The 23,392-nt window shown below is 59.3% G+C and carries 27 protein-coding genes; 16 read left to right on the top strand and 11 right to left on the bottom strand.

Features of this window, described 5'->3' with window-relative positions:
* Window positions 1-5 precede the first annotated feature (5 nt).
* A complete protein-coding gene (queD, locus tag U1A53_RS12695; protein WP_322281404.1) occupies window positions 6-371 on the bottom strand; it encodes a 6-carboxytetrahydropterin synthase QueD in 366 nt (121 codons plus the stop codon).
* Between the two features lie 15 nt (window positions 372-386).
* Window positions 387-2,405, bottom strand: a complete 2,019-nt coding sequence (locus U1A53_RS12690) for a sulfatase-like hydrolase/transferase (RefSeq protein WP_322281402.1) — start codon at window positions 2,403-2,405, stop codon at window positions 387-389.
* A 185-nt stretch (window positions 2,406-2,590) separates the two neighbouring features.
* Here U1A53_RS12690 and atpB point away from each other — a divergent pair, with 185 nt between their 5' ends.
* The 8 genes from atpB to atpC all read left to right on the top strand — a co-directional run bounded on the left by atpB (window position 2,591) and on the right by atpC (window position 9,303).
* A complete protein-coding gene (gene atpB, locus U1A53_RS12685) occupies window positions 2,591-3,454 on the top strand; it encodes a F0F1 ATP synthase subunit A (RefSeq protein WP_322281400.1) in 864 nt (287 codons plus the stop codon).
* A 96-nt stretch (window positions 3,455-3,550) separates the two neighbouring features.
* Window positions 3,551-3,781 carry an ATPase gene (locus U1A53_RS12680; protein WP_345786487.1) on the top strand — a complete coding sequence of 77 codons (231 nt, stop codon included), beginning with the start codon at window positions 3,551-3,553 and terminating at the stop codon, window positions 3,779-3,781.
* Window positions 3,782-3,849: 68 nt separating this feature from the next.
* On the top strand, window positions 3,850-4,371 hold the full coding sequence (locus U1A53_RS12675) for an ATP synthase F0 subunit B (protein ID WP_322281397.1): 522 nt from the start codon (window positions 3,850-3,852) through the stop codon (window positions 4,369-4,371).
* A gap of 21 nt (window positions 4,372-4,392) precedes the next feature.
* Window positions 4,393-4,788, top strand: a complete 396-nt coding sequence (gene atpH / locus U1A53_RS12670; RefSeq protein ID WP_322281395.1) for an ATP synthase F1 subunit delta — start codon at window positions 4,393-4,395, stop codon at window positions 4,786-4,788.
* Between the two features lie 51 nt (window positions 4,789-4,839).
* Complete coding sequence (atpA, locus tag U1A53_RS12665) at window positions 4,840-6,369, top strand: F0F1 ATP synthase subunit alpha (RefSeq protein WP_322281393.1); 1,530 nt, start codon at window positions 4,840-4,842, stop codon at window positions 6,367-6,369.
* Between the two features lie 42 nt (window positions 6,370-6,411).
* Window positions 6,412-7,293: an ATP synthase F1 subunit gamma gene (atpG, locus tag U1A53_RS12660; RefSeq protein ID WP_322281391.1), complete on the top strand. Its 882-nt coding sequence runs from the start codon at window positions 6,412-6,414 to the stop codon at window positions 7,291-7,293.
* A 38-nt stretch (window positions 7,294-7,331) separates the two neighbouring features.
* Window positions 7,332-8,792, top strand: coding sequence for a F0F1 ATP synthase subunit beta (gene atpD / locus U1A53_RS12655; protein WP_322281389.1), 1,461 nt, complete (start codon window positions 7,332-7,334; stop codon window positions 8,790-8,792).
* Window positions 8,793-8,886: 94 nt separating this feature from the next.
* Entirely contained in the window at window positions 8,887-9,303 is a 417-nt protein-coding gene (gene atpC / locus U1A53_RS12650) for an ATP synthase F1 subunit epsilon (RefSeq protein WP_322281387.1), read from the top strand.
* Window positions 9,304-9,331: 28 nt separating this feature from the next.
* Here atpC and U1A53_RS12645 read toward each other — a convergent pair whose 3' ends face one another.
* Window positions 9,332-9,577 carry a hypothetical protein gene (locus U1A53_RS12645; protein WP_322281386.1) on the bottom strand — a complete coding sequence of 82 codons (246 nt, stop codon included), beginning with the start codon at window positions 9,575-9,577 and terminating at the stop codon, window positions 9,332-9,334.
* Window positions 9,578-9,769: 192 nt separating this feature from the next.
* On the opposite strand from U1A53_RS12645, the gene U1A53_RS12640 reads away from it, so the two are divergent.
* From U1A53_RS12640 to U1A53_RS12630, 3 genes are all read left to right on the top strand, one after another.
* The gene (locus U1A53_RS12640) at window positions 9,770-10,072 is read left to right on the top strand and encodes a hypothetical protein (protein ID WP_322281384.1); all 303 of its coding nucleotides are present in this window, start codon (window positions 9,770-9,772) and stop codon (window positions 10,070-10,072) included.
* Window positions 10,073-10,369: 297 nt separating this feature from the next.
* A complete protein-coding gene (locus U1A53_RS12635; protein WP_322281382.1) occupies window positions 10,370-11,578 on the top strand; it encodes a saccharopine dehydrogenase family protein in 1,209 nt (402 codons plus the stop codon).
* A gap of 184 nt (window positions 11,579-11,762) precedes the next feature.
* Window positions 11,763-11,978, top strand: a complete 216-nt coding sequence (locus U1A53_RS12630) for a hypothetical protein (protein WP_322281381.1) — start codon at window positions 11,763-11,765, stop codon at window positions 11,976-11,978.
* A 170-nt stretch (window positions 11,979-12,148) separates the two neighbouring features.
* Here U1A53_RS12630 and U1A53_RS12625 read toward each other — a convergent pair whose 3' ends face one another.
* The 3 genes from U1A53_RS12625 to U1A53_RS12615 all read right to left on the bottom strand — a co-directional run bounded on the left by U1A53_RS12625 (window position 12,149) and on the right by U1A53_RS12615 (window position 14,081).
* On the bottom strand, window positions 12,149-12,961 hold the full coding sequence (locus U1A53_RS12625; RefSeq protein ID WP_322281379.1) for a cyclic nucleotide-binding domain-containing protein: 813 nt from the start codon (window positions 12,959-12,961) through the stop codon (window positions 12,149-12,151).
* Window positions 12,962-12,993: 32 nt separating this feature from the next.
* Window positions 12,994-13,242, bottom strand: a complete 249-nt coding sequence (locus tag U1A53_RS12620; protein ID WP_322281377.1) for a hypothetical protein — start codon at window positions 13,240-13,242, stop codon at window positions 12,994-12,996.
* A gap of 149 nt (window positions 13,243-13,391) precedes the next feature.
* Window positions 13,392-14,081 (bottom strand): hypothetical protein, encoded by a 690-nt coding sequence (locus tag U1A53_RS12615; protein WP_322281376.1) that lies wholly within the window; start codon window positions 14,079-14,081, stop codon window positions 13,392-13,394.
* A gap of 657 nt (window positions 14,082-14,738) precedes the next feature.
* On the opposite strand from U1A53_RS12615, the gene U1A53_RS12610 reads away from it, so the two are divergent.
* Together U1A53_RS12610 and U1A53_RS12605 are read left to right on the top strand one after the other, a co-directional pair.
* The gene (locus tag U1A53_RS12610; protein WP_322281374.1) at window positions 14,739-14,960 is read left to right on the top strand and encodes a hypothetical protein; all 222 of its coding nucleotides are present in this window, start codon (window positions 14,739-14,741) and stop codon (window positions 14,958-14,960) included.
* Window positions 14,938-15,189, top strand: a complete 252-nt coding sequence (locus U1A53_RS12605) for a hypothetical protein (protein ID WP_322281372.1) — start codon at window positions 14,938-14,940, stop codon at window positions 15,187-15,189. Before U1A53_RS12610 ends, U1A53_RS12605 begins: the two co-directional genes overlap by 23 nt.
* Before the next feature lie 232 nt (window positions 15,190-15,421).
* On the opposite strand, the gene U1A53_RS12600 is transcribed toward U1A53_RS12605, so the two are convergent.
* From U1A53_RS12600 to dcm, 5 genes are all read right to left on the bottom strand, one after another.
* Entirely contained in the window at window positions 15,422-16,153 is a 732-nt protein-coding gene (locus U1A53_RS12600; protein WP_322281370.1) for a PEP-CTERM sorting domain-containing protein, read from the bottom strand.
* Between the two features lie 635 nt (window positions 16,154-16,788).
* Entirely contained in the window at window positions 16,789-17,229 is a 441-nt protein-coding gene (locus tag U1A53_RS12595; protein ID WP_322281368.1) for a sigma factor-like helix-turn-helix DNA-binding protein, read from the bottom strand.
* A 434-nt stretch (window positions 17,230-17,663) separates the two neighbouring features.
* Entirely contained in the window at window positions 17,664-17,942 is a 279-nt protein-coding gene (locus U1A53_RS12590) for a hypothetical protein (RefSeq protein WP_322281367.1), read from the bottom strand.
* Window positions 17,943-18,398: 456 nt separating this feature from the next.
* A complete protein-coding gene (locus U1A53_RS12585; RefSeq protein ID WP_322281365.1) occupies window positions 18,399-19,262 on the bottom strand; it encodes an NgoMIV family type II restriction endonuclease in 864 nt (287 codons plus the stop codon).
* Between the two features lie 4 nt (window positions 19,263-19,266).
* A complete protein-coding gene (dcm, locus tag U1A53_RS12580) occupies window positions 19,267-20,304 on the bottom strand; it encodes a DNA (cytosine-5-)-methyltransferase (protein ID WP_322281363.1) in 1,038 nt (345 codons plus the stop codon).
* Window positions 20,305-21,012: 708 nt separating this feature from the next.
* Here dcm and U1A53_RS12575 point away from each other — a divergent pair.
* The 3 genes from U1A53_RS12575 to U1A53_RS12565 all read left to right on the top strand — a co-directional run bounded on the left by U1A53_RS12575 (window position 21,013) and on the right by U1A53_RS12565 (window position 23,312).
* Window positions 21,013-21,330: a hypothetical protein gene (locus tag U1A53_RS12575; protein WP_322281361.1), complete on the top strand. Its 318-nt coding sequence runs from the start codon at window positions 21,013-21,015 to the stop codon at window positions 21,328-21,330.
* 223 nt (window positions 21,331-21,553) lie between these two features.
* The gene (locus U1A53_RS12570; RefSeq protein WP_322281359.1) at window positions 21,554-22,651 is read left to right on the top strand and encodes a hypothetical protein; all 1,098 of its coding nucleotides are present in this window, start codon (window positions 21,554-21,556) and stop codon (window positions 22,649-22,651) included.
* A gap of 193 nt (window positions 22,652-22,844) precedes the next feature.
* Window positions 22,845-23,312 carry a collagen-like protein gene (locus U1A53_RS12565; RefSeq protein WP_322281357.1) on the top strand — a complete coding sequence of 156 codons (468 nt, stop codon included), beginning with the start codon at window positions 22,845-22,847 and terminating at the stop codon, window positions 23,310-23,312.
* Window positions 23,313-23,392: the final 80 nt, after the last annotated feature.

Below are 23,392 nucleotides of genomic sequence, written 5' to 3'. Positions count from 1 at the left end.
AAAGGTCAGAATTCGCCGCGAAACACGCAGCGAGCGTTCGGAGTTTCGTGAATGACGATCTCGCATAGGCCGGGAAGCTGGGGTGCGAGCTTTTTCCAAAGCCAGGCGGCCATGTATTCGATGGTGGGGTTCTCCAGGCCTTCGATTTCGTTCAAATAGGAGTGATCGAGACGGTCCATGATCGGCTTCATGGCCCGGGAGATTTCAGCGTGATCATAGACCCAGCCGATCTGCGGATTCACCTCGCCCTCGACGGCAATTTCCACTTTGAACGAGTGACCGTGCATCTTGGTGCATTTGTGATCGCCAGGAAGATTTGGCAGCGTCTGGGCGGCCTCGAATCGGAAGTCTTTGATGATGCGTGCGCGCATGATGAGGAATGATTGTCAGTTCGCGGTTTTCAGTTCGCGAGTGGGTGCGGTGGGTTGGTGTGGCGGGAGAAGGGTGAGGTTCAGACGATGAACCTGCCCGTCAAAGGGAGTGCTGTTGGGATGTTGCGCGTTCTTCAAAATGCCGAAACTCTGCCCGGCGGCGACGCCAGATTTGGGTTCCTGTGGAAATCCCTGGTCGAAAGGAGCCACGCCGAGCACCTCGCTGTGCCCCGGAACGGCGATCGTAATGACACCGCCGGTGTCGATTTGGGCGCGGATGTTGACGCGGCCTTTGTCGAGAGCAGCGCCACTGATGATCGTCTCCTTGCCATTCACAAACACCGTCAGTGTCGGCTTCGACGCGACCAGGTGCAGCGCGTAGCCGGACTGTGTGTCACCTTGCGCGAGCAGCGTGCTGTCCTGATCGACATCAGGATCGAATTCAAAGGCAGCGTCTATAAAGACGCCCCTGCCCTGCAGTTTGGGTGCCTCGGCGGCGCTGAGTTCATCGCCAATGTTAAGCTTGAGATCCACAGAACCGGACGGACTGGCGGCACCGACAATCTCTGAGGCCGGACGCACGGCGCTCTTGAACTCCCTTGGGAAAAACGTCCCGAGGCGGGTTTTCTCAGCCGCGTATTCAGGTTTCGCGGCAAGATTGGTCCACTCGTTGGGATCGTTTTGATGATCGTAGAGTTCCTCGCTGCCATCAGCATACCGGATGTAGCGCCAGCGCTCGTCACGGGCGGCGTAACCAGCATTTTTGCCGCCACCCATGCAGGTGATGGCAGGCGTGTCACGTTTCGACGCCGGATCGAGCAGCAACGGTTTCAAACTGAGGCCATCGAGGTGTTTGGGCTTGGGCAGTTTCACGAGATCGCAGAGCGTGGGATACAAATCGACGAGCGAGACGGGCTGTGAAGACACGCTGTCCGGCTTGGTCATCTCGGGAGCATAAATGGTGAGCGGAACTCGTGTGGTGGCCTCCCACAACTTGCCTTTATGCCACATCTGCTTCTCCCCGAGATACCAGCCGTGATCGGAGGTGAAGACGATGATGGTGTTCTTCGCATTCGGGCCTTTTTCGACCGCTTCCAGGATGCGGCCGAGCATGGCGTCGCAAAAGGCCACGTTGGCGAGATAGGCACGCACGGCATCCTTCCAGAGGTTCTTTTCGAGGATCTTGGCGTGGTGGCTGTCTTTGAGATGTGATTTCGCGACGGCGGGCACGTCGTCGAGATCATCCGCCTTCACTTCCGGCAGCTTGATCGAATCGAGCGGCAGCGCATCGAAGTATTTCTGCGGCACATACCAAGGCGAATGCGGACGGTAGAGGCCGAGGGCAAGGAAGAACGGCTTCTTCTGCTTCTGCGCGAGGAAATCGGCGGCAAAGCTCACAACCTGGCCATCATCCGTCTTATCGTCTTCGACTTGAATGCCACCCCAGTCCCAGTGCCAGATGTCGAGGCCATTGAAGTTCTGTCCAGTGTGAACGGGAAGATCGGGGATTTGCACACCCGTAATTGGAAAGCGCTGATCCCATGCGGCATCCTGCTCAAAGCCACGACGACCTCCATGCCAGCCGGAGAGACGACCTTCCGGCCCGCCATGATTCGCGTGGAAGATTTTTCCCGCTGCCGCAGACGTGAAGCCCTGCGCCTTGAAATGTTCAGGCAGCGTCGGTTTGCCTGCGATCTGCACGCTGCGCCGCCAGTCCTGCTCGTTGCCAAACACACCGCTCGACGATGGCAGCATGCCGGTGAGCAAGCTGGTGCGCGAAGGATTGCACAGCGCGTAATTGCAGTGCGCATTCGTGAAGCGAATGCCCATTTTCGCCAGACGATCCATGTTCGGCGTCACCGCCTGCGAATGCCCGCCCATCCAGCCGATGTAGTCGCGCAGATCATCGGCGATGATGAACAACACATTAGGCTTGCCGTAGGCGGAGACAGAGCGCGATTTCGACTTCGTGGCGGCGCTGGCAGAAAAAGACAGCGCGAGAGCGAGAAAAAAGAAGCGGTAGGCGGTCGGCATCGCGGCGAAACTCGCACGTGGCGGAGGAGATGTCGAGCCAGTGTGTCGAGCATGGGTGAACGACTCTGCATGTCCGCAAAATCAAGGCCTTGGCGACTTTGTGAAATTTTTCACAAATAGGGCTTGCCTCACCTCTCTCATGTGGCTAGAAAAAGCGCCCGCCATTCCGGCACAACCCACGCGCCATGTCGTCTTTGCTCACCCAACAAGTCTCCTTTTCGCCGCTGCTCGCCAACGTGCACAGCTATGCGTCGGAGTTCTTCAAGGCCAGCAGCACGCTTGGCTTCCTGACCAACTCGGTGTTTGTGGCGCTGGTCGTGCTGTCCCTCGTCCTCTGGTTCTCGCGCAAGGCGACGAAAAACATGACGCTGGTGCCGCACAAGGCGCAGAACTTTTTTGAGTTCATCGTCGAGTTTCTCTACGGCCAGGTGGAAGGCATTGTCGGCAAGAAACTCGCTCCGCGCACCTTCCCTCTGCTCGGCACCATCTTTATCTATATCCTTGTCTCCAACTGGTTCGGACTCCTCCCCGGCGTCGGCACCATCGGCTGGGGCGAAGGAACCGGCTTCCTGAGCGTCAAGGAAGTGCATGATCCACTGTTCCGCCCGCCAACGGCCGATCTGAACATGACCTTTGGTCTGTCGATCTCGATGTTCCTCGTCTGGTTTTACATCACGATCCGTGAAGTGGGTCTCTGGGGCTTTCTGGTACATACCTTCGGCCCCAAAGGCGGCCTGAAGGGCCTGATGGGCGCCGTGGTTGCCGCCGTGTTCCTGTTTGTCGGCGTGATCGAAATTTTCTCCATCATCTTCCGCCCGGTAACTCTCTCCTTCCGTCTCTTCGGCAACATCTTGGCTGGCGAAAACGTGCTGCACACCATGAGCGACATGGGAGGCTTCATCGGCAGCATTCTCGCCCCCTTCCCCTTCTACTTCATGGAATTGCTGGTCGGCCTGCTCCAGGCGATCGTGTTCACGCTGCTCTGCGCCGTTTACATCCAGCTTTCCACCACTCATGACGATCACGGTCATGAGGAAGCGCATCACTAATCTCGAATTTGCCTGCGGGACCATGCGCAACGCGTGGACGTGGGTGACACAACAAACCAAAACTCAACTAACACTATGACACTTGAACTTATCTCGATGGCCCAGGCCGCCGCCGCTCATGCTCCTGCCGCCGTCGGCATCTCCGGCAGCATCGCAACCGGCCTTGGCGCTGGTGGTGCCGCTCTCGGCGTGGGCCTCATCGGCTCCAAGGCTGTGGAAGCCGTCGGTCGCAATCCCGGCGCTTTCGGCAACATCCTGACCCTCGGCATTATCGCCATGGCTCTTGCAGAAGGCCTCGGCATTCTGTCCTTCATTCTTGGCAAGTAAGCCCTGAATTTCGCGGCGGGCTGTGAACCAGCCCGCCGCAGTCAACTCTCTCTCTTTCTCACACCGTTATGGACCAGATCAAAGGAATTGCTTATCAGATCGCAGGCGACTTCGGCCTCGCTTGGGCCAAATTTTTTGCCCAGGTCATCATCTTCATCGCGGTGTATGCCATTTTGAAAAAATACGCCTTCGGCCCGATCCTCGGCATGCTGGAGCAGCGCCGTCAACGCATCGCCGATGGCGAGGCGAAGCTCGAAAAAATCGCCCGTGACGCCGCCGAGGCCAAACAGAACTCCCAGGCCATTCTCGACAAAGCAGAGGCTGATGCAGCCCGTCTCGTGAAGGAAGCCGATGACGCCGCGAAGGCCATCCAAGAGCGCCGCCAGCAGGATGCGGTCGCCAGCGCCAACACCATCATCGCCAAGGCGCGTGAAGCAGCTCAGCTCGAACAGGAGCAGCTCATGTCCCAACTCAAGCGCGAGTTCGGCCGCATGGTGTCCGACGCCACCAGTCGCGTCACCGGCAAGGTGCTCAACACCGAGGACCAAAGCCGCATCAATCAGGAAACCGCAGCCCAGGTCTCCGCTTAATTTTCTCCACGCGTCGCCCCCATGAAGATCACCAAGGAAGCCCGCCGCACCTCACGTCAGCTCTTCCGCGCCTGCATCGCTGGTGGGAAGCTCGACGAGTCCCGCGTGCGCACGGTGGTCAACACGGTCGCAAAAAGCAAGCCTCGCGGCTACATCGGCATCCTCGATGCCTTCTCGCGTCTCGTTTCGAACGAAGTGGACCGTCAGCGTGCCCTCGTCGAAAGCGCCACCGCTTTGACGTCTGCCACGCAGTCCGAACTGCAAGCCAGCCTCTCGAAGAAATACAACCGCACGCTCAGCCTTGAGTTCAGCGTCAATCCCGACCTCCTCGGCGGTATCCGCGTCAAAGTCGGCTCCGACGTGTGGGACGGCAGCGTCAAAGCCCGTCTCGAAGCCCTCAAAGCCTCCTTGTCCTGATTTTAGTTTTCATCTTTTAGCCTTCATCTTTCTTTTAGCCCCCGCAATACCATGAGCAACATCCTCCAGGAGATCGAATCCCAAATCGCCGGCCTCAAGACCGCCGTCACGAAGTCCAATGTGGGCATCGTCCGTGAAATCGGTGACGGCGCCGCCAAGATTGAAGGCTTGAGCGATGTCATGCTCAACGAAATGATCGAATTCCCCGGCGGTGTGTTCGGCCTCGCGCTCAACCTTGAAGAAACGGAAGTCGGCTGCGTGCTCCTCGGCTCCGGTGAAGGCATCAAAGCGGGTGATGAAGTCAAAACGACCGGCCGCCTCCTTTCCGTTCCTGTTGGCAAGAGCCTCCTTGGCCGCGTGGTCAACGCCCTCGGTCAGGCCATCGACGGCAAAGGCGACATCAAAGGTGAAGCCCAGTATCCGGTCGAAAAACTCGCTCCTGGCATCATTGCCCGTAAATCCGTCTCCGTTCCCGTGCAGACCGGCATTATGAGCATCGACGCCATGATCCCGATTGGCCGTGGTCAGCGTGAGTTGATCATCGGTGACCGCTCCACCGGCAAGACCACCATCGCGGTGGACACCATCATTTCCCAAGCACAGCAGAACAAGGCTGCCGAACAGGGCAAGCTCGCTGGTCACAAGCCGCTTTATTGCATCTACGTCGCCATCGGCCAGAAGCAGTCGAACGTCGCCCGCGTCGTGAAGACGCTCGAAGACGCCGGTGCGATGGAATACACCACCATCATCAGTGCTTCCGCTTCGGACTCGGCGGTGAACCAATACCTCGCGCCTTACACCGGCTGCGCCATCGGCGAATGGTTCATGGACCAGGGCCAGGACGTGTTGATCGTGTTTGATGACCTTTCCAAGCAGGCCGTCGCCTATCGTCAGGTTTCCCTCATCTTGAAACGTCCTTCCGGTCGTGAAGCTTATCCAGGTGACGTCTTCTATCTCCACTCCCGTCTGCTTGAGCGTTCCTGCCGTGTTGGTGACAACTACGGCGGTGGTTCCATGACCGCGCTGCCGATCATCGAAACGCAGGCTGGCGACGTGTCCGCTTACATCCCGACGAACGTGATCTCCATCACCGACGGCCAGATCTTCCTTGAAACCGACTTGTTCTATCAAGGCATTCGCCCCGCCATCTCCGTCGGTCTTTCGGTGTCTCGCGTGGGTTCCGCCGCGCAGACGAAGGCCATCAAGAAGGTCTCCGGCACCACGAAGCTCGACCTCGCCCAGTTCCGCGAACTCGCCGCCTTTGCGCAGTTCGGTTCCGACCTCGACGCCGGCACGAAGGCCAAGCTCGACCGCGGTGCCCGCATCGTGGAACTCTTCAAGCAGCAGCAGTATCAGCCAAAGAGCCTGCCGATCATGGTCAGCAGCCTCTATGCGATGCAGAAGGGCTATTTCGATTCCGTCTCCGTGGATCGCGTGAAGGAATTCCAGGCCAAGCTCGAAGATTACCTCTCCACCCGCAAGAGCGAACTCATGGACCAGCTCGCCAACGAGAAGACCCTCGACAACGTCGAAGCCGGCCTCAAAACCGCCCTCGACGACTTCAAGGCTTCTTGGAAGTAGTCTGTTTTCATCTTTCCGTTTTCATCCTTTATCTTTTAAGAGATGCCCTCCACCCGCGACATCAGACGCCGAATCAAATCGGTCAAAAACACGGCCCAGATCACCAAGGCCATGCAGCTCGTCGCGGCTGCGAAGATGAAAAAAGCGCAGGACCAGGCCAGCAACGGCCGCGCCTACGCCGAGATGCTCAACAAGGTGCTCGTGAACCTCAAGGAGCAGGCCGAAGAAGGCGTGCATCCCTTCTTCTCCGAAGGCAAAGGCGACAAGACGCTCGTCCTCCTCATCGCCAGCGACAAGGGTCTCTGCGGTGCTTTGAACACCAACTTGTTCAAGAAACTACTCACCACGCAGATTGACGGCCACGTCGATTACGTCACCATCGGCAAGAAAGCCGTCCAGGCCATCAACCGCCTGCGTCGCAACCTCCTCGCCGACTTCCCGATCAAAGATCCCGCCAAGTTCGCCGAAGTGCGCGCCGTGGGCCGTTTCGTGCAGGACAAGTTCCGCACGGGCGAATACAAGAAGGTGCTCGTCGTCTTCAACAACTTCATCAACACCGTCACCATCGTTCCGACCGTCGAGCAGCTCCTGCCCGTCAATCCGGTGACCCTCGGCGGCAAGCGTGACTTCGGTCATCTCATCGAAACGCCCGCCGCCACAGCCTCCAGCGAGTACACCTTTGAACCCAGCGCCGCCGTCGTCTTTGAAACCGTGCTGCCGCAGTATGTGAACGACACTGTGTATCAGATGGTGCTCGAATCCCGCGCCTCCGAGCACTCCAGCCGGATGGTCGCCATGAAGAACGCCACCGACAACGCCAAGCAGATGATCAAGGACCTCAGCCTTGAGTACAACAAGCTGCGCCAGGCCGCGATCACCAACGAACTCCTCGAAATCACCACCGCCAAGATGGCCCTCGAATAAACCATCTGCCATCTCCCCTTACCTATCTCCCAAGTCTTATGAGCAACATCGGCAAAATCGTTCAAGTCATCGGTCCCGTGGTGGACGTGGATTTCTCCGCCACTGGCAATCTCCCGGCCATCTACAATGCGCTGGAGATCAACTTTGAGCAGGTCGGCAAACCCGTCCGCCTCATCTGCGAAGTGCAGAGCCACCTTGGCGACGGCTGGGTCCGCTCCATCTCCATGATCTCCACTGACGGCCTCAAGCGCGGCATGGACGTCACCGACACCGGCGGCCCGATCACCGTTCCCGTCGGCGAAGAAGTCCTCGGTCGTATCTTCAACGTCACCGGCGACGCCGTGGATGACCAGCCCTCCCCGAAGACCGAGAAGCGCTACGGCATTCATCGCAAGGCCCCTGCCCTCACCGACCAGAACCCTTCCGCTCAGATCCTCGAGACCGGTATCAAAGTGATCGACCTCATCTGCCCCTTCACCAAGGGTGGTAAAGTCGGTGCCTTCGGCGGTGCAGGCGTCGGCAAGACCGTCGTCATCATGGAACTCATCAACAACATCGCCAAAGGCCACGGTGGTTTCTCCGTGTTCGCCGGTGTGGGTGAGCGTACTCGTGAAGGCAATGACCTTTACTGGGAAATGATCGAGTCCGGCGTTATCGCCACCGAGAAGGATGACAAAGGTCATCCGAAGAAGGATGACAAAGGTCGCCCCGTCCTCGCCCCCGGCTCCAAAGTGGCCCTTGTTTATGGCCAAATGAACGAGCCTCCAGGTGCCCGTCTCCGTGTCGCCCTCTCCGCCCTCTCCATGGCCGAGTACTTCCGCGATGAGAAGAACCAGGACGTGCTCTTCTTCGTCGATAACGTCTTCCGTTTCTCCCAGGCCGGTTCCGAAGTGTCCGCTCTCCTCGGACGTACGCCGTCCGCCGTGGGTTACCAGCCAACGCTGGCTGCTGAAATGGGTGCCATGCAGGAGCGAATCACCTCCACCAAGACCGGTTCCATCACGTCCTTCCAGGCCGTTTACGTCCCTGCCGATGACTTGACCGACCCTGCCCCGGCCAACACCTTTGCCCACCTTGACTCCACCGTCGTGCTTGAGCGTTCCCTCGCCGAGCTGGGCATCTACCCTGCCGTGGATCCTCTTTCCTCCGTGTCGAAGGCCCTCGCCCCCGACATCGTCGGTGAAGAGCACTACCGCGTCGCCCGTGGCGTCCAGCGCGTCCTTCAGCGCTACAAAGACCTCCAGGACATCATCTCCATTCTCGGCATGGACGAACTGAGCGACGACGACAAACTCACCGTGTTCCGCGCCCGCAAGCTCCAGCGCTTCCTCTCCCAGCCCTTCACCGTCGCTGAAATTTTCACCGGCACCAAAGGCGAGTACGTCTCCGTCAAAGACACCATCAAAGGCTTCGCCGAAATCCTCGACGGCAAGCACGACAGTGTCCCCGAAGCCAACTTCTACATGAAGGGTGGCATCGACTCCGTGAAGAAGGACTAAAGCACCGGTTCTTGGTTTCCTCGTTCTGGGTTCTTCGTTGGAAGATCAGAGAACACGAAACCAGGAACAAAGAACCAGGAACAAAGAACCGCCCATGCCCTTCAAACTCGAAATCGTCACTCCTGAAGCCCGCATCTACTCCGATGACGTGGATACCGTCGTGCTGCCGGGTTACGAAGGCGAAATGGGCGTCCTCCCGGCTCACGCCAACCTCGTGACCACGCTGCTCCCCGGTGAGCTGCGCATCACGAAGAACGGCAAGACCATCGAAATGGCCGTCGGCGAAGGTTTGGTCGAAGTCACCGGCACCGTCACGCGCATCCTCACCGATGTGGCCATCGACGCCGACAAGATCGACGAAAAAGCCGCCGAAGAAGCCATCGCGCGCGCCAAGAAAGCTCTCGAAGACCTCAAGCCCGGCGAGCATCAGGAAGAAGTTGCCGCCGCCATGGCCGCCATCCAGCGCGCCACCGCCCACTTGCATATCAAGCGCAAGCGCAAGACGATCTGAGCCAGCACGCGCCGCGTGTAATGATACATCAGGGTGTCTTCGGCAGTGACGCGGCCTTCTTGACCTCCGCCTCTTTCAAGGCCTCTGCCTTGAGCCGTTGGGCCTCGTTTTGACTGGTGATCAGGCGGTCAGCCGCCGCTCTCACCTCGATCGCTTTTTGATCCGCCGCCAGTTGAGCCGCCGTTTTGGCTTTGGTGGCCGCCGCTTTTTTATCGCAGGCGGTCATGCCACAGATGAGCAGCAGGATCAGGAGGAGATGGAAATTCAAGGTCATGGGGGCAGGCTCCGTGCTGCGAAGGGGAGCACAAGGCATTCCTCAGACACGGAGCCTTCAGCATGCCGGTGTTTCTCCGCCCGCGAAAGGTAGGACTACACCCCATGGCAGGACGGACCCGCATGCCCGAGCCTCTGCCCACGTTCGTTCGCCAACCAGCCCACGGGCACTCAGCATCCACCCCATCCCATCATGAAACACACCCCGCTCGCCATCCTCGCCCTCGCCACGCTCCTCGTCGTCAGTTGCAACAAGGAAAAAGCCGCCATCGACGCCCGCACCGAGACCACGCAAACCGCCATCGAGCATCAAAAGACCGCCGTGGACGCCGCTGCCAAGGAAGCCAAGCTGCAGACCGACGCCAACGCCACCATCGACAAGGCCAACATTGAGGCGAACAAGGTCGCCGCCCAGGCCCAGCTCGACGCTGACAAGGCGAAAGTCGCCGCCGAAGCCGTCGCCGCCAAAGCCCGCGTGGACGCTGAGAAGAAGTAGTCGAGGTCTCTCCGCTCCACTGCGGGACAGAAGCAATCTTGCAGGCCCTCGCTTGTCCGCCATCAGCGGTCAAGCGGGGGCTCGTGCTTTGACAGAACTGCGATTTCGAGAGCCTCCCGCCCCGCAGACCGCCTTTTTATGTCACGGGTTCCAAGTCTCACCACCTTGACCTCTTGACCATGCCTTGACTGCTTCTCCTGCTCGCATTTCCGTCGCTTGCATTCCCCCCGTCTCTGCTAGACTCGGCACTCTCTCGGATTTCAGCTTTCCGCTTTCCTTTTTCTGCTTTCCCTCACCATGTCTCATCGTGTCCTCATCATCGGAGCCGGCGGCGTCGGCCGCGTCGTTGTTCATAAATGCGCCCAGCTTCCCGACGTCTTCGGCGAGATCATGCTGGCCTCCCGCACCAAGACGAAATGCGACAGCATCGCCGCTGAATTGAAGCGCCCCATCAAGACCGCCGCCGTCGATGCCGACAACGTGCCGGAACTCGTCAAGCTGCTCAAAAGCTACAAGCCCGAGGTCGTCATCAATGTGGCGCTGCCCTATCAGGATCTCACCATCATGGACGCCTGCCTCGAAGCCGGCGTGCATTACATCGACACCGCGAACTACGAGCCGCGCGATGTCGCCAAATTCGAGTACCACTGGCAGTGGGCCTACCAGGACAAGTTCAAGAAGGCCGGCCTCACCGCCTTGCTCGGCTGCGGCTTCGACCCCGGCGTCACGAACGTGTACACCGCCTACGCGTTGAAGCATCACTTCAGCAAGATCGACACCCTCGACATCCTCGACTGCAACGCCGGTGATCACGGCAAGGCCTTCGCCACCAACTTCAATCCTGAGATCAACCTTCGCGAAGTCACCGCCAACGGCCGCTACTGGGAAAACGGCAAGTGGATCGAAACCAAGCCGCTCGAAATCAAACGCAGCTTCCCCTTCCCCGCCGGCATCGGTCCGAAGAACATCTACTGCCTCTACCACGAGGAGCTGGAATCCTTGACGAAGCACATCCCCATGCGCCGCGCGCGTTTCTGGATGACCTTTGGCGACGCCTACATCAAGCACATGGAAGTCCTCGTGAATGTCGGCATGACCGGCATCCATCCCGTCAAACACAAAGGCGTGGACATCATCCCCATCGAATTCTTGAAGACCCTCCTGCCCGAACCCGGCAGCCTGGGCCCCGACACCAAAGGCAAGACCTGCATCGGCAACTGGATCGAAGGCACCGGCAAAGACGGCCAGCCGAAGCGCTACTACGTGTACAACATCTGCGACCACCAGGAGTGCTACCGCGAAACGAACAGCCAGGGCGTCAGCTACACCACCGGCGTCCCCGCCATGATCGCCGCACGCCAGCTCCTCACCAATCCCGCTGAGTATCGCCAGCCCGGTGTCTGGAACGTCGAGCAGCTCAATCCCGACCCCTTCATGGCCGATCTCAACGCCTACGGCCTGCCGTGGCTGGAAACGTGGCCCACGGAACCGCTTCCGGGCGAGTGAGAAGGCAGAACGGAGCCGTCAAAGGTCAAGACTTCGCCGTCAAGAGGGTCATCGCACGACACTTGACCTCTTGACCACGCCTTGACGATCCGCCTCAGCCTTCTTCACCTCGTGAAAAAATTCCGCGTGACAGCAACGGGCGTGTCATGATCCAATGCCTGCTGTTCTCCACCCTTCTCCAACCATGAAAGCACTGCTCCTCGTTCTGACCGCCGCCCTCACGCTGTCCGCCACCGCCGCCGAGCCCGTGAACAGCGAATGCCCCGTCTGCCACAAAGACGTGCGCCTCATCTTCCACAGCCAGACGAAGGATGGCAAGCGAGTCGCCTTCGCCACCGCCGAGTGCAAGGGCAAGTATGACCGCACACCCGGCAAGTATCCGGTGAAGCCCAAATCCTGAGTTTCTCTGCGGGCGAACAAGGTGCATGCACCATTGGTTTGAAGGGAGCGCGGGCACTCTTGCCCGCTGTTTGGAAAGCAGAAGCGGGCAAGAGAGTGTCCCTGCACCTCTCCGCTCTCCGCTCTCTGCTTTCTGCTTTCAGCTTTCAGCTTTTCTGCTTTCCCCCTTCCCTACACCTCCGCCAGTTCCAGGATGAACCGGTAATGACTCTCCGGCCCGCCGAGGGTCAGCGTGTTCGGGCCTGGCTTCAGCGCTGCCTCCGTGGTGGCGAAATCACGGCCGACCTGCACGCCGTTCACGTTCGTTCCCAGCCGCGATTCCACATCGCGCACCACCAGTCCCTCCGCTGTGCGCACGATCTCACAGTGATCGCGGCAGAGCTGGTACGGCTCCTTGTCAGGGATCGAGAGCCGCCGCGTCGGCAGCGCGTCCACCGGCAGCGGAAAGGTCAGGCGTCCGATGCTGAAGGGCACCTGCGGGATGATCACATCGATCACCGGGGGCGGCGTCCCCGGTGCGGAAATCAGCCGCAGATCCAGCCAGTCGCTCCGTCCGCTCGCCGTGGCCGGCAGCGCCTCCAGATACGCCGCCCGCGTCACCTGCACCGCCGCCTCCTGCTTGTGCCACTCCAGCCGCAGCAGCGAGTCCGTGATGCGGATGCGCTGCATCAGCAGCGCCAGATAGCTGGCGCGGCGGTCCGGCTGCTCCAGCAGGCGTTCCTCAAAACTTCGGTCATCGATCCACTCCGCCGTCACCGCCGTCAGCGCGCGCGCCGTCGCCGCCCGCGGCTGGTTGGTGATCAGCGCCATGTCTCCCAGAAAATCCCCCGCGCCGAACCGCGCCAGCACCCGCGGCCCCTCCGGCGTGGCCACGCTCACCTCCACCGTGCCGGACAGCACCAGCAGCATCCCCTGCCCGGCCTCCCCCTGCGCATAGATCACCTCTCCGGCGGCAAACAGCTTTTCAGCAACAGCGTCACTCATATCATGGATGGATGGAATTCAGGCCCCGCGCCTCACGGATCCGGCAGAAAGTACGTCCGGCTCGGGCGATCATTCACCAGAGGCGGCAGAGAGTTCGTTGTCTCGCCTTTTTCACGGTAGAGATAGGGCGCATCGTGCGCCCGGGAGTAACCCAGCGGGTCGATGCGCCGCCAGACGCGGTCACCAGAGCATCCCGCCAGCACGGCCAGGGCCAGCAGGAGACAGCGCGGCACCGTCCGCCGCAGGACACCATCAAGGTTTCGGGATTCAATCAGGCGCATCGGGAGAAAAGAAGGTCGCCTCCATCTCTCCTCCGTCCTCCCCCGCTCGTCCAGCAGCTTCCGTAGCCGGCGTGGGCCCGACCGCTCACCGCCCAGTTGCCTGAAGTTGTCCTCGTTTATCGTTCCCGCCCGTGTCTCGTCGTGGTCGGTCAGCCACAAGCCTTGACCACATAATCCAGCAGGGCACCGCTGAGCGGCTGCACCCGAAGGTCGATCGGTGCCAGCAATCCGTCATCCATCAGGATGATGTTTCCCCGGTGCGTGTCGGAGATCACCACGTTCCGCTCCGGGTCGAAATAGGCCACCTCGCCGTTGGCCGTGAAGCGCTGCCAGCCGTTGGCCGTGAAGAAGTCGTTGATCTGCTCCAGCGTCGCCGGCTCTCCTTCGATGGCCTGCTGCTGAATGATGAGCCTCAGTCTGCCTTCCTCCTCCAGTGCCCCGAGAAACCTCACACGGTCGCCAAACAACTCGTTGTGCAGGTGCCAGCGCTCCAGATAGGCGATGGGAGATGCCTGCTCCTCCTCGTCCTGACGGTAGATCACCAGCATCCCGAAGAAATCCGGCCACGTCACCTTGAGGTAAGTATCCGTCTCCGGCTGGAACCACACCTGATGCTCGTTGCCCTCGTCATCCGGGGTCCGGCTCAGCTCTGGGGTTTGGTCTGGTAAACAGCCGAGTCCTCTTTCAGCCGCATACTCCCGGAAGAGCCGAATCTCCTGCCAGTAACTGGTTGCACCGCCTTGAACACGCGCAACTGCTTCACAGCGGCGGCGTAGCTCTTCAACGTGTGCTTCGAGCGGGATTCCCGCAGTTGTTCCGAAAGGCTCATGGGCAGACATTGGGGGCAAGGGGCTCAAAGATCAAGTTCATCGAATAGACACGCGTGACAGCCGCTGGCAAGGCAGGGATCAAGTCATCAGAATCTTCGGGGCCAGCCATCCGTTCTGCTCTCCGCTTTCTGCTTTCAACTTTTCAGCTTTCAGCCTTTCAGCTTTGACTCGTTCGCGCCCCAACAGCGATGGAAAGTGGAAATGAGAAAGCAGAAATGGGAAATCAGAATTTCAGCTTCCAGCCTTCCAGCCTTTGACTCGTTCGCGCCCCAAGTCGCCTCGGCTCAGCATTTCTGCTTTCTGCTTTCCTATTTCAGCTTTTCAGCTTTGACTCCCTCGCGCCCCAACAGCGATGGAAAGTGGAAATGAGAAAGCAGAAATGGGAAATCAGAATTTCAGCTTCCAGCCTTTGACTCCCTCGCGCCCCAAGTCGCCTCGGCTCAGCATTTCTGTTTCAGCTTTTCAGCCTTTCTGTTTTGACTCCCTCGTTCCTCACACTCGTGTCGCCCTCCGGGCTTCGCTACGCTCAGTCTGTCTCGCACGTCGCCACCGTGCTCGGCTCAGCTTTCCTATTTCAGCTTTCCCATTTCAGCTTTCAGCTTTTCAGTTTTCAGCCCCCCCCACAGAGACTTGCGGCGTTGGGCAAAAGTGAATACAATCCGCGGCATGAGCACCGTGCTGGAAATCGAACAAGCTGTTGAGCATCTGCCAGAGGAGGAGTTCCAGTCCTTCGCCCAATGGTTTGATGAGGCCCGTGCCCAGCGCGTCGATGCCGCTTTTGAAAAAGCCGTTCTGGCAGGAAAATTCGATGCCATGGCTGCCCAGGCCTTGCGCGACATCGACGCCGGTCGCACCACGCCTCTCGATGAATTCCTCCGTCGCGCCTGAGTTTTGGGAGCGCTACAACCGCCTGCCACCCCAGGTGCAGGCGCGCGCCCTCAAGCAGTACGAACTCTGGCGGCAGAACCACTGGCACCCTTCCCTGCACTTCAAGCGCGTCGGCACCTTCTGGTCAGTCCGGGTCGATGACAATCACCGCGCCCTCGGCCTTGAAAAAGACGGCACCATTCTCTGGTTCTTCATCGGCCGCCATGAAGCCTACGAAGCCCGCATCTGAACCCGGCTGCGGCGGCTGCACGGCGATGGCGGATCGCAGTTCTTCTCCCCGCACTGCATTCCCACTCCCGCTTTCCCATTTCAGCTTTCAGTTTTCAGTTTCCCATTTCCTATTTCTCATTTCCCTCTTCCACGCGGCTGTTGGAATCGCCTCCTGAGCCGTTCATGTCTCCATCTCCGCTTTCAGCTTTCCCATTTCCTATTTCTAATTTCCCTCTGCCATCCATCAACCCTCATATCCTCTTCTTGGTGCGGCGCAGAGTCAGCCCTCCCAGCCCGAGAGCGAACAGACCAAAGATGCCTGGTTCAGGCACCGACGTGCCAATGATGTCAAGCTCGCGATAGGCCGTGCCGCCATTCTCGAAGCCGGTGAACGTGTAGCGGATCTTCGCCACGTTGGAAGCCAGCGTCCCGGTGGAGTCCGTGAGGCTGACCCGCGTATGGGAATGGTCGCCGTCCGTGGGGCTCGGGTTGAATTGCGGGACAGTCGCCAGCGCAAAAAAGGTGTCGGGCGCGAAGGCCGTGCTGTAGAGGACCGAGTATTGCTGTCCGTCCCGGCCAGCGTCCCAACTGGTGAAGCTGTCCAACTGCGTCAGAAAATAGCCATTGGTGTTCACGCTCAGGTCGAGGGCAAAGGTGATGACGTAGTTGCCAGTGGGGGCAAGAGATTGAGGCGCCCCCGCGATCCCAGAGGCGCCAAAGAGGCCGTTGTAGAGCACCGTCGAGTCACCTGAGCTGATGCCATAAAAATCGCCCGTGACACTGGCCGAGGCGAGACTCGTCTGCAGCAAATCGGTGCTGGAGACGCTGAACGTATTGCCAGGGCCCTCCTGAGCCGTGTTGGTGATGATGACGGCGGCCTCCAGGCGGCCTGTGGATAAAAAGCCTGAGACGCCAAGAATGGCTGCCAGGAGCAGCCCCCCAATGCGAACTCCAAGGAGGGTGTGACGGGAATTCGCATTCATAGTCATCGCTTTGGGAGGGTTGGTTATTCTCCCAAAGGGCATTCCAGCGAAAAGGAGGAGAGATGTCGAGATTTATTTCTTGAGCCGCCACCCGCCGCGTCATGGTCTTCCGCATGCGCTAACCCCTCCTCCTCCTGCTCGTCCTCGATTGCTGCGCTCAGGAGACTTGGAGAACCAACCCCAAGGAACCTCGAACCAAGAACGCCCCGTGATCGTCATTCCACATTCCCCACCTCCGCTCTCCGCTCTCCGCTCTCCGCTTTCAGCTTTCAGCTTTTCAGTTTTCAGTTTTCAGCTTTCAGTATTTCAGCTTTTGACTCCCTCGTGCCCCAACAGCGATGGAAAGTGGAAATGAGAAAGCAGAAATGGGAAATCAGAATTTCAGCTTCCAGCCTTTGACTCCCTCGCGCCCCAAGTCGCCTCGGCTCAGCCTTTCTGCTTTCTGCTTTCCTATTTCAGCTTTTCAGTTTTGACTCCCTCGTGCCTCACACTCGTGTCGCCCTTCGGGCTTCGCTACGCTCAGTCTGTCTCGCAGCCCGCCAGGCTGCTCGGCTCAGCTTTCCCATTTCCGCTTTCCCATTTCCGCTTTTCCGTCTGCTCTCTCAGGTTTTTGCTACCCTGCACCCGGATCCGCGCTACAGCGGCACCTTCCCGCCGCAGTGCGGACAGATCACCACCCGTTCCGGGAACGGGGGCGGCAGCCCCGCCCACTCGCACAGGATCTGCCAGATGCCCTGGCCGCCACCGCGAGGAGGAATCATTTCGCGGTAGCGAATGCACCTCCATGCCTCATCCCAGCGCAGTTCACCGGAGTCCATGGCCGCGCGCACCTCCGCGCGTGTGGCCCATGGGGTTTGTTTGAGAAAGGTCAGCACCCACTGGGGCAGCAGGCACAGCGCGTCCCGCCCGTTCTGGGCGAAGTCCTGCAACCGCCGCCGCGCGTCGGTCTCCATGGCCTGGGCCCGCGATTTCGAGAATCCCATCGTGCGGGCGATCTGCACATAGTTCAGCCCTTGGTCGCGCAGGGCGATCACCTGCTTCTGCGATTCGTTGAGCGGTTCGGTCAGCAACTTCATGCGCGCCGACTCTGGAAACACCCCTGCCAATGTCAAAGGAAAGCCCGCGTCGGGTGATCGTCCTCGATTTTCCCCGCCTCCTCCCCCTCACGGCAGCCAGCGTTGCGGCGGCCCATCGCCCTCGAGCACATGGATCGCGTCGCCTTCCCGCAACGTTCCCGGGCTCAGCACCCGCACGCCGCCACCGTGCTCGGCTCCCCGTCTCTCAGTCCCCTCCGCACCGCTTTCCCATTTCCGCTTTCCCATTTCCCATTTCCCATTTCAGCTTTCCCATTTCAGCTTATCCGCCCGCCTCCTGTCCACGGGAAACCAGCCTCCAGCCCGCCCCTCCGACCCAGAACAAGGGACCAAGAATTTCAGCCTTTCAGCTTTCCAATTTCCGCTTTTCCGTCTGCTCTGTCAGGATTTTGCACCCCCTGACACCGGTTCCGGTTCTACCAAGGACATCCTGAGTTAGTAATATAAACTGGAAGATTATGAGGAGCATCAACAATCAAAGGACCTGCGTCATTGTTAACCGCCACACGTAAGGGACTATCGTCATTTCTGACCAAAACACGATTCGGTTTGAATGCAGCGCTCTTATATTTGATCCCAGCGTCAATCGTATCAAGATATTCAATATTAGTTTTTAGTGCTTCCCTCAACGCAGCTCGAAAGATATTAAGTTCTTCCGCTGTCTCAAAAGACAGGGTGCAGGTTTCTGCTGGCATGACAATAACACATACATATTCTGACTTCGATGAATTCGAGTTACCATACACTCTTGTTCCTGTTAACTCCATAGTCACACCAAACTTTGACGGGTCTTTGCGAATATTTAGCCACATATGAGATATATTGATATTTCCTTATCGGAAAGTCAATTTTGAACAAAGCGCTGCTGGCCTGCCCCCGGTTCCTTCAAAATCCCCACGCTCCAATCAGTTCATCTCCATCTTGAGCTTGCTCGATCAGGGATTTCTTTTGCCAGATCATGCCACCGTATTTTTCGGGGATGATCGCAGTCACTTGCTTGCTGGGGTCACGGCGAACCAAAAACCAATCGATCCAGCCCACCTCGCGTCTGACACGAATCGCCTCTGGAGCCGTTCATCCTCTGCCAGGTTTTTGCACCCTGTCCCCGGATTCCCCATATGTATTGGTGTATGCTAAGGTTAGCTTTATGCTCAAACAGCCAAATCCAGCGGCAAGTCTGAAATGTCGCGCAGGCGTTTGCCCTCAATCATGATTTTTAGCAACTCTCTCGAATCCGCACTTCCACGTTTGTTGACTGCCTTGAGAAGTTCCGGCAGTGCGATGTGATAAACGAAATCAAGATCGCCCGTTCCAAGCGCCAAAGATGCGAGTCGGCTTGGCAAAGGTTCGGCAGTCACGACGACAATATGAGGCGTCCTGCCTTTGCGATTCCGAATGAGGTTCAAGGCTTCTGAGCGCGAGTTTTGCGCTCGATCACTTCTCATGGTAAACTTGCAGGAGATGCTGGCGTGAAAAATCGACTTTCCACCGTTCGCTTTTCGAAGAGATGCCAGATTCGTGGTGGATTCATCCACGAGCCTTTCGATGGCATTGATTTTCACATCCTCCTCCGTCTCCCGCAGAATGATGATGTCCGGCTTGATGAGGTAGTCCTGACCAAGAATAGCGGCAAGTTCAGGCTGCTTCTCGCATGCCTCTGAAAGCGTCGCCAGATGCGCGTATTGCTCCGTGTCTGTGATGCCGCGCTTAAACTGGCCTGATGGCGTGGTTACCACCCAAGTCCCCGGCCTTAAATGCTTCAATCGTGGGAAGGTGTCTTGCACGAACGCCAGACATTGTTTCTCAAAACGGCTTCCCAATGATTGCGCTGGAATCTTAACCCCCACGTTTGGCTTGCCCATCGTTGACAGCATTTCTTCAGCAATCGCTTTGCTGTCTACGTTATCCTTGTCGGCATTGCTGGCAACGCCTTGGGCATCAACGGTCAGAACATTCTGTTCGATGAGCAACCTGTGAAATGTTGATCGTGACGCGCTGAATAAAGTGGGTTTCATGACTTTAGATGAATGGATGTAGCTTGTGAGTGTGCCCGGAAACGTAGTAGGCTGTAGGTGTCTCTAAAAATCTCAGCTGCTCCGTGCTGCTTACTGCAAGTGGCCGTTTCATCTGAAGTGCCGCCCGTATGGAACGCCCGATTGCCTTGGCAACTAACGGGGGGAACGCATTACCCACTTGGCGATATGCGGCTGTTTTCTTCCCGCTAAACTGCCACCCATCCGGGAAACTCTGAACACGGGCCACCATTCTTACAGTTAACTTTGGATAACCGTTTATGTCAAAATCCACTCTAGGAGGTTGGTCAGCAATTCCGAGACCATCCACACCCATCTCACGCCATTGTTTCTTGGCACGCGTGGGGCCTAGATCAGGCCCGCCGTGTTTTTTTGAACCACCGACAACTGTCGGCGCAATGCGGTTCGCTTTCTTGATCCATTCATCTGCTCCAAGCCAGCCTCCCGCGCTCATTAAATCACCAATCGCAGGCCCTACGCCAGTCCTCTGATCAAATGCCACAGGCCATTGAAAAAAATCAAAAAACCTTGGACGCAGAGCCACCAACAAAAATCTCGGGCGAAGCTGGGGCACTCCATAGTCGGCCGCCTGAAGCACTTTCCAGTCCGCTTGATATCCCAGCCTCTCTAACTGCCGCAGAAGGTTTTTTCGGTAGTCATCAAACTTTGCAGAAGCAAATCCTGGAACATTCTCCAGCAAAACCGCAGAAGGCGAACACTCCTTAATCACGCGCAAAGCCTCAGGAAACATGTCTCGCTCATCGTCACTGCCCAGTTGTTTCCCGGCCACAGAAAAAGGCGGGCATGGAACACCTGCGGCAAAAAGATCAACCCCCTTCCAACGGGTGGCATCAACATTTCGCATGTCATCGTTGCGCACATCCCACCAAGGGCGGTTGGCTCTCAAAGTTGTGCAGCAGTCAGCGTCAATCTCAATGGCAGCCTCACATTCAAAGCCCGCCATTTCAAGCCCCAACCCCTGGCCACCACCGCCAGCGCAGAATTCTATGACATGATGGCTCATGCTAATTGTGCTGAATTTTACCTGTTGCTGCGTGAGTGTCTTTTTTCATTCGTGGGGAATCCATCAAAGCCGGAGATGAATCCAAAGGCAAGACGTGAGCAATGTAAACACGCAAGCAAGTGCCGGAAGGCGACTCCTGACAGCAAACCTTGGGTGGCGGTAAGGATGGCATCACCTCGGTGTGCGCGCCCGAGGGCCATGGAGCGGAGACTTGGGGACGTGGGGACTGGGCGTGCGAGCAGATTTTTTTCTTCCTGCCTTCGTGCGGCGCTCCCGCCTGGGATCTGACTCGGAATCAATGATTTAGGCTTCTTGCCTGAGGCCTTCGAGGGAATTCAATCGGCACGGGCTAGGGATTGCCAGCACTTTGGGCTTCCCAACCGGGCGTTTTTCTGATTCAATCCGCCGCCGTCCCCCCAGTGAACCCGCATGAGTGCCAAGCGACGCCGAGCGGCCCGGAAGGGTGGTGCGAAGGCTGTCAGCAAGACGGGGAGTGCCAGAGACTGGGAGACGAGGGGACCACGAGACGGGGTGGCAAACGCGCAGGGAGCAGACGCGGTTGCGACCACCGCAGGCGTGGACCCACTACCGCCAGCGCGGGGGAGCGCTGGAGCCCCTCCCACCCAGAAGGCGCGGACGGCGGAGCCGAGGCGGCGGAAGCGGCCGGTGCCACGGCTGCGGGCGGAGGAGCTGATGGACCGGTTGTGGATGCTGTACCGGCACCTGGCCGGGCTGCGCTGCGCGCAGGTCGTCGATCTGGTGCGGCTCTGCCGCCTGCCGTATGAGTCCCTGCGCGGGTGGTGGACGCATCCCAAGCAGACGCTCTGCGGGGTGAACGAGGAAAAGCTGGCGCGCGGCCTGGGCGGCACCGGCGCGGCCTTCCGCCGGGTGGTGGAGCGCACCGCCGGCCAGGGGGACTGGCTGCAATGCTGCACCGACCTGTGGCGGCGCAGCCAGACCTGGCTGCTGGGCTGGCTGCTGGTGGAGACGCTGGACCCAGCGCTACTCTCTCCGGTGCCGGCCTGAACGGCACGTCTCCCCTCCCCGCAGCAGCAAACGTGCCAGCGCCGTACCGGGTGCTCGGGATGGGCGATCCGCCCCGGCGGGTACATCCTTCCCCCATGAACGCGACGGCCCGAGCCCATCCAACCGACCTTGAGACCCGGAGACTGGGAGAGGGCGGCGGCTCCTCAGAGACGTTCGGCGGCAGCAGGGCTGAGCCCCCGGCCGGGCAGTTTCACGGCTCCTTTTGCATGCCTGCAATTTCATCCGTCAGGCCTGCAAACTCAACCGTGATGCCTGCAACTTCGTCCGTCAGGCCTGCAAACTCAACCGTGATGCCTGCAACTTCGTCCGTCAGGCCTGCAAACTCAGCCGTGATGCCTGCAACTTCGTCCGTCAGGCCTGCAAACTCAGCCGTGATACCGGTTTTCCCTGGTGGCAGGGCACCGGAGGCACGCTGGCAGGGGCGATTTTCACCGGAACCACCCGCTGCGGCGGGCAGGAGGGCGCATTGATGGCCCTGTGGTCCAGCGGGGCGCTGTGGTCGTCCGGACAACTTTGGGGGCCGCCCTCACCGGCGGCTCCCAGCTTCGAAAACACGAAAACCAAACACACCAAGAAGATGAGACAACCGTTCTACCCCCGCTCCATGGGCGATCGTTCCGAATGGCACACCAATGTGGCCACCAAACTGCCTGGTTATGCGTCCGTGCTGGCGCTCACCCAGGCGGAAGAAGACAACGGCGTGGCCGACAACCTGACCCTGGCCCACGGGTACGGGGGCTGGATCGTCGCGATCCGCGAGCACTCGACGGGCTGCACGTCCTCGCTGGAGACGCTGTCCTTCGGCACGGGCAGCACCAACTACGAGTTCCCCGTGCTGCAACTGCCGCCGCTGCCGACCCTGCCCGCCGGCATCACCGGCGTGAAGCCCGGCGCGCTGCAACGCACCTTTGACCTGGTGCAGACGATCAAGCGCAAGCCCGGCTACACCGAAGCCATCGGCCTGGACCTCGGCATCGTGGGCCCGGAGGCCCCGCCACCACCGCCGCCGGGCGACGTGCCGCCGCCGCGCATCCTGGTGACCGCCATTCCCGGCGAGGACAGCGAGGTCAGCCGCGTGAAGTTCTACAAGGACGGTCACGAGTATGTGGTCATCGAGTGCCGCCGTGGCGCAGGCGACTACGAGGAACTGGTGCAGAGCAACAAGAGCCCCTACATCGACGACCGCCCCCTGCTGGTGGCCAACCAGGCCGAGGTGCGCGAGTACCGCGCCCGCTTCTGGGACAACGGCCAGCCCAGCAGCGGCTGGTGCGACGTGGCGAAGGTCACGGTGGGACCGTAGCGCCGGAGGCGCGGGGGAAAAGCCCAATCCTACTCGTCCTCCTGCTCCTACTCCGCCTCCCTTTTTGGTCGTCTTTTGGCTCAAGCTTCAGGGAGTAGGAGGAGGAGTAAGAGGAGGAGGACGAGAACGAGCCCGCCAGTCGCCTCGGCTCAGTATTTCAGCTTTCAGCTTTCTCATTTCAGCTTTTCTTCCCATGTTCGACCCCACTCTTCCCCAGGCCGGCACCGAGATCGACGCGGTGCAGATGCGTGCGCAATTGAATGGCCTCAAGGATCTCATCGACGCGATCCAGAGCATCACCGCCGCCATCGTCGATGGCACGAACACGCTGCCGACGGGCAGTCCGGCTCAGGTGGTGCTCGAGGTGACCGATGGCACGCTGCACTTCATTTTTGGCATCCCCACCGGCCCGCAGGGTGAGACGGGCAGCAACGGCAGCGATGGCAGCACGGGCCCGCAGGGCATCCAGGGCGAGCCAGGCCTGCCGGGCGCTCCCGGTGAGGTTTCGCTCCAGCAGCTCACCGACGCCATCGCCACCACCAGCAGCAACAGCAACGCCGTGGCCACCCTGGGAATGACGGTGAGCGACCCGCCGACGCAGGCGGAGGTGCAACAGATCGCGAACAAGGTGGATGAGCTGATCGTGATGCTGAGGCGGTAAAACTGAAAAGCTGAAAGCTGAAATGGGAAATGGGAAATCAGAATTTCAGCTTCTCAGCTTCTCAGCGTCTCAGCTTCTCA

The organism is Prosthecobacter sp. (assembly GCF_034366625.1).
Lineage (GTDB): Bacteria > Verrucomicrobiota > Verrucomicrobiia > Verrucomicrobiales > Verrucomicrobiaceae > Prosthecobacter.
The sequence above is the reverse complement of the archived record's forward strand: the minus strand, read 5'-3'. Positions and strand labels throughout refer to the sequence as shown.

Excerpts from the sequence above, each read along its gene's own strand:
- queD (WP_322281404.1), bottom strand. The coding sequence starts at position 371 with ATGCGCGCACGCATCATCAAAGACTTCCGATTCGAGGCCGCCCAGACG.
- U1A53_RS12690 (WP_322281402.1), bottom strand. The coding sequence starts at position 2,405 with ATGCCGACCGCCTACCGCTTCTTTTTTCTCGCTCTCGCGCTGTCTTTT.
- atpB (WP_322281400.1), top strand. The coding sequence starts at position 2,591 with ATGTCGTCTTTGCTCACCCAACAAGTCTCCTTTTCGCCGCTGCTCGCC.
- U1A53_RS12680 (WP_345786487.1), top strand. The coding sequence starts at position 3,551 with ATGGCCCAGGCCGCCGCCGCTCATGCTCCTGCCGCCGTCGGCATCTCC.
- U1A53_RS12675 (WP_322281397.1), top strand. The coding sequence starts at position 3,850 with ATGGACCAGATCAAAGGAATTGCTTATCAGATCGCAGGCGACTTCGGC.
- atpH (WP_322281395.1), top strand. The coding sequence starts at position 4,393 with ATGAAGATCACCAAGGAAGCCCGCCGCACCTCACGTCAGCTCTTCCGC.
- atpA (WP_322281393.1), top strand. The coding sequence starts at position 4,840 with ATGAGCAACATCCTCCAGGAGATCGAATCCCAAATCGCCGGCCTCAAG.
- atpG (WP_322281391.1), top strand. The coding sequence starts at position 6,412 with ATGCCCTCCACCCGCGACATCAGACGCCGAATCAAATCGGTCAAAAAC.
- atpD (WP_322281389.1), top strand. The coding sequence starts at position 7,332 with ATGAGCAACATCGGCAAAATCGTTCAAGTCATCGGTCCCGTGGTGGAC.
- atpC (WP_322281387.1), top strand. The coding sequence starts at position 8,887 with ATGCCCTTCAAACTCGAAATCGTCACTCCTGAAGCCCGCATCTACTCC.
- U1A53_RS12645 (WP_322281386.1), bottom strand. The coding sequence starts at position 9,577 with ATGACCTTGAATTTCCATCTCCTCCTGATCCTGCTGCTCATCTGTGGC.
- U1A53_RS12640 (WP_322281384.1), top strand. The coding sequence starts at position 9,770 with ATGAAACACACCCCGCTCGCCATCCTCGCCCTCGCCACGCTCCTCGTC.
- U1A53_RS12635 (WP_322281382.1), top strand. The coding sequence starts at position 10,370 with ATGTCTCATCGTGTCCTCATCATCGGAGCCGGCGGCGTCGGCCGCGTC.
- U1A53_RS12630 (WP_322281381.1), top strand. The coding sequence starts at position 11,763 with ATGAAAGCACTGCTCCTCGTTCTGACCGCCGCCCTCACGCTGTCCGCC.
- U1A53_RS12625 (WP_322281379.1), bottom strand. The coding sequence starts at position 12,961 with ATGAGTGACGCTGTTGCTGAAAAGCTGTTTGCCGCCGGAGAGGTGATC.
- U1A53_RS12620 (WP_322281377.1), bottom strand. The coding sequence starts at position 13,242 with ATGCGCCTGATTGAATCCCGAAACCTTGATGGTGTCCTGCGGCGGACG.
- U1A53_RS12615 (WP_322281376.1), bottom strand. The coding sequence starts at position 14,081 with ATGTCTGCCCATGAGCCTTTCGGAACAACTGCGGGAATCCCGCTCGAA.
- U1A53_RS12610 (WP_322281374.1), top strand. The coding sequence starts at position 14,739 with ATGAGCACCGTGCTGGAAATCGAACAAGCTGTTGAGCATCTGCCAGAG.
- U1A53_RS12605 (WP_322281372.1), top strand. The coding sequence starts at position 14,938 with ATGAATTCCTCCGTCGCGCCTGAGTTTTGGGAGCGCTACAACCGCCTG.
- U1A53_RS12600 (WP_322281370.1), bottom strand. The coding sequence starts at position 16,153 with ATGAATGCGAATTCCCGTCACACCCTCCTTGGAGTTCGCATTGGGGGG.
- U1A53_RS12595 (WP_322281368.1), bottom strand. The coding sequence starts at position 17,229 with ATGAAGTTGCTGACCGAACCGCTCAACGAATCGCAGAAGCAGGTGATC.
- U1A53_RS12590 (WP_322281367.1), bottom strand. The coding sequence starts at position 17,942 with ATGCCAGCAGAAACCTGCACCCTGTCTTTTGAGACAGCGGAAGAACTT.
- U1A53_RS12585 (WP_322281365.1), bottom strand. The coding sequence starts at position 19,262 with ATGAAACCCACTTTATTCAGCGCGTCACGATCAACATTTCACAGGTTG.
- dcm (WP_322281363.1), bottom strand. The coding sequence starts at position 20,304 with ATGAGCCATCATGTCATAGAATTCTGCGCTGGCGGTGGTGGCCAGGGG.
- U1A53_RS12575 (WP_322281361.1), top strand. The coding sequence starts at position 21,013 with ATGCTGTACCGGCACCTGGCCGGGCTGCGCTGCGCGCAGGTCGTCGAT.
- U1A53_RS12565 (WP_322281357.1), top strand. The coding sequence starts at position 22,845 with ATGTTCGACCCCACTCTTCCCCAGGCCGGCACCGAGATCGACGCGGTG.